At 65.1% G+C, this 8,681-nt stretch carries 4 protein-coding genes, 2 pseudogenes and 1 CRISPR repeat array; of the genes and pseudogenes, 5 read left to right on the top strand and 1 reads right to left on the bottom strand.

Annotation, left to right across the window (positions count from 1 at the left end; translation table 11 throughout):
* Window positions 1–58: 58 nt before the first annotated feature.
* Window positions 59–746: a CRISPR direct-repeat array (repeat unit 37 nt; unit sequence GTCTTAATGCACCTTCTGGTGCTGGGTGCTTTCTGAC).
* Window positions 747–1,866: 1,120 nt separating this feature from the next.
* The 3 genes from cas6 (at window position 1,867) to folE (ending at window position 5,572) form a co-directional block, all read left to right on the top strand.
* Window positions 1,867–2,676 carry a CRISPR system precrRNA processing endoribonuclease RAMP protein Cas6 gene (gene cas6 / locus BKH32_RS14645; RefSeq protein WP_075250306.1) on the top strand — a complete coding sequence of 270 codons (810 nt, stop codon included), beginning with the start codon at window positions 1,867–1,869 and terminating at the stop codon, window positions 2,674–2,676.
* 195 nt (window positions 2,677–2,871) lie between these two features.
* Window positions 2,872–4,944, top strand: coding sequence for an ATP-dependent zinc metalloprotease FtsH (ftsH, locus tag BKH32_RS12385; RefSeq protein WP_075250305.1), 2,073 nt, complete (start codon window positions 2,872–2,874; stop codon window positions 4,942–4,944).
* A gap of 55 nt (window positions 4,945–4,999) precedes the next feature.
* Window positions 5,000–5,572, top strand: coding sequence for a GTP cyclohydrolase I FolE (gene folE, locus BKH32_RS12380; protein ID WP_075250304.1), 573 nt, complete (start codon window positions 5,000–5,002; stop codon window positions 5,570–5,572).
* A gap of 64 nt (window positions 5,573–5,636) precedes the next feature.
* Here folE and BKH32_RS12375 read toward each other — a convergent pair whose 3' ends face one another.
* On the bottom strand, window positions 5,637–6,857 hold the full coding sequence (locus BKH32_RS12375) for an ATP-binding protein (protein ID WP_075250303.1): 1,221 nt from the start codon (window positions 6,855–6,857) through the stop codon (window positions 5,637–5,639).
* Window positions 6,858–6,921: 64 nt separating this feature from the next.
* Here BKH32_RS12375 and BKH32_RS12370 point away from each other — a divergent pair.
* Both BKH32_RS12370 and BKH32_RS14575 read left to right on the top strand, forming a co-directional pair.
* Window positions 6,922–7,086: pseudogene (locus BKH32_RS12370) on the top strand (GTP cyclohydrolase I); the annotation flags it as partial.
* A gap of 597 nt (window positions 7,087–7,683) precedes the next feature.
* A pseudogene (locus BKH32_RS14575) lies at window positions 7,684–8,004 on the top strand (DMT family transporter); the annotation flags it as partial.
* Between the last annotated feature and the right edge of the window lie 677 nt (window positions 8,005–8,681).

The raw sequence follows: 8,681 nt of genomic DNA, 5'->3' as shown, positions 1-8,681 counted from the left end.
CTTCTGGTGCTGGGTGCTTTCTGACCAGCGGGTCCGACGGCAAGATCCACTCCTACAAGTCTTAATGCACCTTGTGGTGCTGGGTGCTTTCTGACAGCCTCATCCTCTCTTACATCAGAGATGTCACTGACGTCTTAATGCACCTTGTGGTGCTGGGTGCTTTCTGACGCAGCACTAGCTAGTACTGGCGGCCGGGGTCTGTGTCTTAATGCACCTTGTGGTGCTGGGTGCTTTCTGACTGGCTATACCGGCACGAAGGTCTGCCCCTCCTGGTCTTAATGCACCTTCTGGTGCGGGGTGCTTTCTGACATCCAGCGGTAGCCTCACTACCGACAGCTATTTAGTCTTAATGCACCTTCTGGTGCTGGGTGCTTTCTGACAGGAGATTCTTGCAGAGGTTGAGCCCATGGCTAACGGTCTTAATGCACCTTCTGGTGCTGGGTGCTTTCTGACGGGAGGGTGATGAGGTGATTGGGGTCAGCCAGTCGGTCTTAATGCACCTTCTGGTGCTGGGTGCTTTCTGACTCAATTGAGTTCACCCCGCCAGCAGAACTGGGGAGCAGTCTTAATGCACCTTCTGGTGCTGGGTGCTTTCTGACCCTCAGCGAGGGCCACTGTGAAGGTGACAGCATCACGTCTTAATGCACCTTCTGGTGCTGGGTGCTTTCTGACGCGGGCTCGCTACCGCCAAGCAACTGGACTGGCAGACGTCTTAATGCACCTTCTGGTGCTGGGTGCTTTCTGACCCTGCCTCTCGGAGTGGCGTCGTTGCGCCACTTCCAGGGGCTGGAGCGCCACCGGCTCCGCAAGCACCCCGCGGGACCGGCCAGCACGCCCCCTATTTAACCACCTTTTGGCGTCCTGACGCCAAGCGCCACCGACGCCCCTCCAGAGCCGCCAGCCACCAACTTCCAACGACGTCAAGCCAAAAGGTCGACGCTCCGGCCTGTGACTGCGGACACAACCTACTGTGGTGGAGATGGAGTCGAGCCCTGGACTCGGCGTCAAGAGCGCTTCCTCCGCCGAACCGCCTGGTCGCTCAGCTTGTTAAGGAGATGAGGGTGGACTGTAAGTCCTGTCAATAGGCCTTCTGGCGTTGGGCGCTTGCTGACTTGGCTGGAAGCCAGACGTGATGCACGTTGCCGTGCGTGTCTTAATGCACCTTCTGGTGCTGGGTGCTTTCTGACCTCGTGTGGTTATCCTACATGAGGGAGGCTGATAGGTCTTAATGCACCTTCTGGTGCTGGGTGCTTTCTGACTTTCATTCTACATCCCTATTAGGAGATCCCTATGCTGTCTTAATGCACCTTCTGGTGCTGGGTGCTTTCTGACGTGGAGACGTGTTCAAAGGCCCGGGATGCTAAAGCCCGTCTTAATGCACCTTCTGGTGCTGGGTGCTTTCTGACCCCTGCCTCTGGGAGCGGCGTCGTTGCGCCACTTCCAGGGGCTGGAGCGCCACCGGCTCCGCAAGCACCCCGCGGGACCGGCCAGCACGCCCCCTATTTAACCACCTTTTGGCGTCCTGACGCCAAGCGCCACCGACACCCCCTCAGGCCATTCCAGCCACCAACTTCCAACGACGTCAAGCCAAAAGGTCGACGTTCCCGCCTGTGACTGTCGACACACTGTGCTTCCATGGCCCGGCCGGCGCGCCGCCGGCTCTCGTCCTCTCCGCCTCCTCCTGGCCGTCGATGCTGAAGAACGTCGACCTCTCGAACTCCCCGTGCAGGCCGCCTCCCCTCCGGTAGTGTCGTCAGAAAGAAAGAGATAGACGGCCTTGCGCCGGCCTCCCGCCACCAGCCGGCGCCGCCGTCGGCCTCCCCTGCCGCACCCACCACTCAACACGCCGCAAAGGAGCCCCGTCGAGTGCCCGCCACAGTGTTCGTTCGCTTCGATGCGCCCGGCCCGGTCGAGGCCACCCCCCGTCGCCTTCACGCCGCCTGGGGCAGAGTCCTCGACCTCCCCGAAGGAGTCAGCCCCGAGCGCGCCGCCCGCCTGTCCGCCCTCGCCCACCGCCCGCCCCACGACCAGCCCGGCCCCAAGCCCTACTGCCTGGGCGACATGACCCAGACCCCGGACGGTCTCGGCGTCGAGCTGCGATTCCTCGACGACCGCCTCCTGGACACGCTCGACGCCTGGCTCGCCTGGGGCGGAGTCCTACCCATCGGCGACGGCGGCGAGACCACCACTATGCTCGCCGCCGTCGAGGCCCAGGTCCTCGAACAGGCCGACTGGGAGGACCTCGCCGCCCAGAGCGCCGCCACCGCCTGGGACATCCGCCTGCTCACCCCCACCGTCTTCACCTCCCGCGGCCACCACGTCTCCGAGGTCACCGCCGCCTCCCTGGCCACCAGCCTCCACGCGCGCTGGCGCCACTGGTGCCGCCCCCTTGCCCCCGAGCTCCCCGAGCGCGAGCGCCTCACCTCCGTCCTCATCACCCAGGACCGCACCCGCCGCACCGTCGTCGGCCTGGGCATGCCGCGTGCCGACCGTCGCGGACGCCTCTCCAGCCGCCGCATCCCCGCCAGCGTCGGCGCCCTGCGCATCAGCGCCCCCGCCGCCGGCTCCATCACCGCCGTCTTCTCCCAGCTCATGGCCCTGGCCCGCTACACGAGCGTCGGCTCCCACAGCGCCTACGGGATGGGCGTCATCGACGTCGTCGCGGACGCACCATAAGGGGCGCGGGCGCACCCCCGGGCCGCAGTCCTCGGACTCTGCGGTGCGTCCTCGGGGCCGGGGAGCCTCCAACCGGCCGGCACTCCCGGATCTTCCCGGCCACGCCCGGCGCGAACGTGAGCAAGCGCAATGGGACCTTTACCGTGCTATCCGCTAACGTCTGAGAATCAGTATGTTGAAGGGACCTACCGCACGATGAAAGATTCTGGGCGTGAGCCCGGCCGCAAGGACTCGGGCAAGCCGGGCAAGGTCGGCAAGAACGACCGCAGCAGGCGCGACCGCAAGCTCCGCGACACACTGGGCAACCCGTTCCTGTGGCTGGTGCCCTTCCTCCTGGTCGTCATCCTCGGCTGGGCCGTCTTCTCCTCGATGTTCGGCTACCGCACCATCGACACCTCCGACGGCCTGACGCTCCTGCGGGACAAGCCGGACACGATCAAGTCGATCACCGTCGTCGACGGCAACCAGCGCGTCGAGCTGGACCTCACCACCACCTACGTCCAGCCCAAGAAGAAGGGCATCGAGTCCCGCCCAGTGGGCAAGAAGGTCGAGTTCTCCTACACCGACGCCCAGGCCGAGCAGGTCGACCGCCTCGTGCAGGCCGCCGCCCCCAAGGAGGGCTTCAACTCCGTGGTGCCCACCACCAGCTGGTGGGCCTCCCTCATCCAGCTGCTCGTCCCCGCCCTGCTGCTGGGCGGCATCATGTGGTGGCTCATCGCTCGCATGGGCGGCGGGCGCGGCGGCGCCATGGGCTTCGGCCGCTCCAAGGCGAGGGTCGCCTCCAAGGAGATCCCCGACGTCACCTTCGACGACGTCGCCGGTGAGAACGAGGCCGTCGAGGAGCTCCAGGAGATCCGCGAGTTCCTCTCCGAGCCCGAGAAGTTCCGCGCCGTCGGCGCCAAGATCCCCAAGGGCGTCCTCCTGTACGGCCCGCCCGGAACCGGTAAGACCCTCCTGGCCAAGGCCGTCGCCGGCGAGGCCAAGGTGCCCTTCTTCTCCATGGCCGCCTCCGAGTTCGTCGAGATGTTCGTCGGCGTGGGCGCCTCGCGCGTGCGCGACCTGTTCGACCAGGCCAAGGAGAACGCCCCCGCCATCATCTTCGTCGACGAGATCGACGCCGTCGGCCGCCACCGCGGCTCGGGCACCGGCGGCGGGCACGACGAGCGCGAGCAGACCCTCAACCAGCTCCTGGTCGAGATGGACGGCTTCGACGCCAACACCAACGTCATCCTCATCGCCGCCACCAACCGCCCCGACGTCCTGGACCCGGCCCTCCTGCGCCCGGGCCGCTTCGACCGGCAGGTCAGCGTCGAGGCCCCCGACATGGCCGGGCGCGCCGCCATCCTCAAGGTCCACGCCCAGGGCAAGCCCCTCAACGACGACGTCGACCTCGACCTCGTGGCCAAGCGGACCCCCGGCTTCACCGGCGCGGACCTGGCCAACGTCCTCAACGAGGCCGCCCTGCTCACCGCCCGCTGCAACGCCCACCTCATCGACAACCGGGCCCTGGACGAGGCCATCGACCGCGTCATCGCCGGCCCGCAGAGGCACTCGCGCGTCATGCGCGAGCACGAGAAGCGCGTCACCGCCTACCACGAGGCCGGTCACGCCCTGTGCGCCGCCGCCGGCGCCTACTCCGACCCGGTCACCAAGGTGACGATCCTGCCGCGCGGGCGCGCCCTGGGCTACACGCAGGTCATGCCCCAGGACGACAAGTACTCCACCACCCGCAACGAGCTGCTCGACCAGCTCGTCTACGCCATGGGCGGGCGGGCCGCCGAGGAGATCATCTTCCGCGACCCCACCACCGGCGCCTCCAACGACATCGAGAAGGCCACCGCCACGGCCCGCAAGATGGTCACCGACTACGGCATGACCAGCGCCGTGGGTGCCGTCAAGCTCGGCACCACCGAGAGCGAGACGGTCCTGGGGCTCAATGCCACCAGCCGCGACTTCTCCGAGCAGGTCGCCGCCACCGTCGACGACGAGGTCCGCAACCTGCTGGACACCGCCCACCGGGAGGCCTGGGAGATCCTCACCCGCAACCGCGCCGTGCTCGACCAGCTGGCCGAGGAGCTCCTCAGCCGCGAGACGCTCCTGGAGAAGGACCTGGAGAGGATCTTCGAGGGCGTCATCAAGCAGCCCGAGCGGCCCCTGTGGCGCAGCGACGAGTCGCTGCCCGTCGTCGAGGCCACCACCGCCGGTGCCGAAGCTGGCGGCGAGTCGGGCGACTCCCGCAGTGGCGACTTCTGGGGCTACAACCGGTGAGCCGAGCCGGGCCCCGATGGCGGGCCCGGCAGGCGCAGAGAGACAGAGGCTGACCATGAGCTACGACGCCGAGGGCGTGCGGCGGGCGGTGCGCGACCTGCTCGTCGCCATCGGGGAGGACCCCGAGCGCGACGGGCTGCGCGACACCCCCGAGCGCATGGCGCGCGCCTACGCGGAGATGTTCGCCGGCATCGGCCAGGACCCGGCCGAGCACGTCGAGCGGGTCTTCGACGTCGGGCACGAGGAGATGGTCCTCGTACGCGACATCCCCATGTACTCGGTGTGCGAGCACCACCTCCTGCCCTTCCACGGGGCGGCGCACGTGGGCTACATCCCCAGCGCGGACGGGCGCGTCACCGGCCTGTCCAAGGTGGCGCGCCTCGTGGACGGCTACGCCCGGCGCCCCCAGGTCCAGGAGCGGCTCACCCGGCAGATCGCCGACGCCCTCGTCGAACGTTTGGGGTGCCGGGGCGTGCTGGTGGTCGTCGAGGCCGAGCACCTGTGCATGTCCATGCGGGGCGTGCGCAAGCCCGGCTCCAACACGGTCACCTCCGCCGTGCGCGGCATCATGCGCAACGCCGCCACCCGCTCCGAGGCCATGAGCCTGGTCCTGGGCCGACGGTCCTAAGCGGCCAGGGGGGGGGGCTCGACACCGGAAGCCAGCGGCTGCCTCCCCGAGTGGAATGGTGACCTTATTTCCCGCGTCGACGGCGATGTTGAATCTCTGGGACCTCGAGGCGGGGCACGGCTCGCATCATGAACTTGTCGAAGTCCGGAACGGTGAAGGCGGCATAGCCGTGCTGGGGCGTGTATAGCAGCCCCATGTCAATGAGTTGAGATCTGATGGGTGCCACCTGTGATGACTCTCGTTTCATGAGGGAAGCGACATCGGCTGCTTTCTGGGGCTCGGAGCCGAGCTCCGCCATGGCTCTCATGTATGCGGTTTGAAGGGGGGTTGCACGGTCGAGCCGTACGCGGAAGAACGACCCGTCCAGCTTTGCTTCGTATGCTTCTTTAGCGGTACTGATGTCATCTGCTGTGATGTGGTTCCCGCTCGCTACGATCCATGCTTGATACCCCAGCTCCTGAATGAAGTACGGGTAGCCGTGAGTGATGCTGACTGCGAGGTCCACGGCATCTTCGTCGTAGGACACGTTCTCGGTTTCTGCGGGTCCCACAAGTGCTTGTCGGGCTTCCTCGGGGGTGAGGGAGTCGATGCGTGGGAACTTGAACAGTCTTTCGGCGTAAGACTTGGCGTCTCCAGCGAGCTCGGCGATCTGTGGTAGGCCGGCTCCCACAAAAGTGATGGGAAGCTTCTTCTGGACGGACTTGTGAACCGCTTGTATGAGTGATTCAAGCTGAACAGTGGTAAGAAACTGAACTTCGTCGATGAGTAGGACGATCCCGGTTTCTTTTTCCTTCGCAACTTCTCCTACGGCTAGAAACACGTCCGTGAGGTCTAGCCCTAGGTCACCGTGATCCCCGTAGCCCTCGGACGGGTCTACGTCCCACGTGAAGGAAAAAGTGCCGGATTGGTCAATCGATAGCACAAAGGAGCTGAGTACTTCTGCGGCGTGTCGAGCGCGTTCGCTCCAGCGGCGACGAGGCGATATGTGTAGGAGTGCGGCACGGAACTTGGAGAAGATGGACTGACGGAATGCTGTTTCATCGTGCTTGCTCGCTTCAAGCTCGATTGACTCCCATCCTGCCAGGTCAGCGAGTTCTGCGAACCTGTTAAGCAGGACGGTCTTACCGACACCACGCAGGCCGGTCATGATCATCGATTGCTCTGTCCGGCCTCGTTTGAGCCTCTGAAGTAGGATGGAAAACGCCTCGGTTTGCCCGTCGCGACCAATGAGGACCTCTGGGGCTGCTCCTGCGTTGGGTGTGTACGGGTTGTTGATGTTGTCCACGCGGTCATCTTAGGATCTTTACTTAACTTTATCTAGTTCTAATAAAGTTGGGTTGGGCGTAGGCTGCCGGGGTGTGCTGGTGGTCGTTGAGGCCGAGCACCTGTGCATGTCCATGAGGGGCGTGCGCAAGCCCGGCTCCTACACGGTCACCTCCGCCGTGCGCGGCATCATGCGCAACGCCGCCACCCGCTCCGAGGCCATGAGCCTGGTCCTGGGCCGACGCTCCTGAGTGCGGGCTGACGGCCAAGAGAGCTCGACACCGGGCACGGCCGGTGAAATAGTGAGGCGATGAGTCCACGTGCAAGAGGCTGCTGGTGGCGGTCGACGCCGGGCTGCTGGCCCCGGATCAGGGCCCAAGGTGGGGAGGCTGGTTGCGCCGCCGGAGGTGATCGTGGGACAGTCAGTTTCGTTCAGATCTGACGGTCCAGGGAGCGCCTCAGGGATTGTGTCGGCCTGCGCGGGGTGAGCGCCGGCAGGTCGGGGCCGTCGAGCTGCGCTAGCCCAGCTCGGGGACGTACTTCTCCGCCCAGGACTGCGTCTTCCCTCAAGTGGCTGGGCTCCGACCGTCGGAGTTTGTCGAAGAAGTACGTTCTCGATGCAAAGGTACGTTCCCGATGTGGATGTCAGGCTGTTCTGCGCTAAGACGGTTCGCAAGATTGACTGACTCGTCATCAACTGATCCAGCTCCTGCTGAATGTGAATCGACTTCATCGAGTTCACGTAAAACTGAGCCGGTTGTGTCGTGCTGGGCTCAATCGGTGCGATCTCAGGTGGCAGGATGTGAACGCCGGTCACGTAACCTGATGCGACATATCCGGGCCGCGGCGTGTGCGCCTGGCCGGTGCTTGGAGGCGCCATCGTCTCCGAGACCACTGGCACACTCTCGCTCAAGCTCGCCTCTGACGGCAGAGGGCTGCGATGGTACGGCCTCGTCATGGCTGGTTACCTGAGCGTTCGTCATGCTGACTCTGGCCCTCAAGGAGGGGCTGGCGCTTGGTGTCGCCTACGGGATCTGGTCGGCCGGGGAGTGGCCGTCACGGCAATCGCCTCAAGGATCCTCTTCGGTGAACCACTGACCCGCACCATGATGGCAGGCATCGCGCTCATCATGACCGGGGTGCTCCTCATCGAGTTCGGCAGCGCGCACTGGCAACGTACCGGAGGCGATCCGGGTCAGAATGGCCAAATCTGCAGCAAAGGCTCGGGACGGGTTACAGCCCGCGAAAGAAAACCGCATGATTCTGCGGCTCGCATTCCTGATGTGCGGGGTGCTCGGGTCCCTTTGCTGCAGATTTGGACACGATCGGCTCGTTCCTGTCCCCGGTGGGCTGGTCGAGCGGTCCCTGAGGGACGTGGTGTGGGTAGAAGGCTCTCTTTGCCGGGGACCTTCGATACCGGCGGGTGCAGTCCACGCGCTTGGGGACAGAATGGCCGTCCCTGGACGCGCGACATGTCCCCGGCTGGAGTGGTTTGCATCCGGCCGCGCGGAATGTCCCCGCCCGGACACCCTGGTTGCGACGACATGTCAGGCCACGGCGCCGGGCGGCCTTTCAGGAGACCACCTGGAAGGGGCTGCTGACGATAGTGGTCCAGCGGTCGTCGCCCTGACTCACGCCCAGACTGGCGCCCATGGCCTTCATACGGCGCCGCGTCCCCTCCATACCCGGCTGAGGAGGCCACGGCAGCGACGAGGCCGGAGGAATTCTGTGCCCTTGCGGGTTTGAGGTTGGACCGAATTCCTTGACTTCTCCCGACATGCGTATTTTTTCAGTTGAGGTGAGTCACTCAAACAGAAGGTGTAAAAATGGAACTCCCTTTTGATCC

The sequence above is a fragment of the Actinomyces oris genome, assembly GCF_001929375.1.
Classification (GTDB): domain Bacteria; phylum Actinomycetota; class Actinomycetes; order Actinomycetales; family Actinomycetaceae; genus Actinomyces; species Actinomyces oris_B.
The sequence above is the reverse complement of the archived record's forward strand: the minus strand, read 5'-3'. Positions and strand labels throughout refer to the sequence as shown.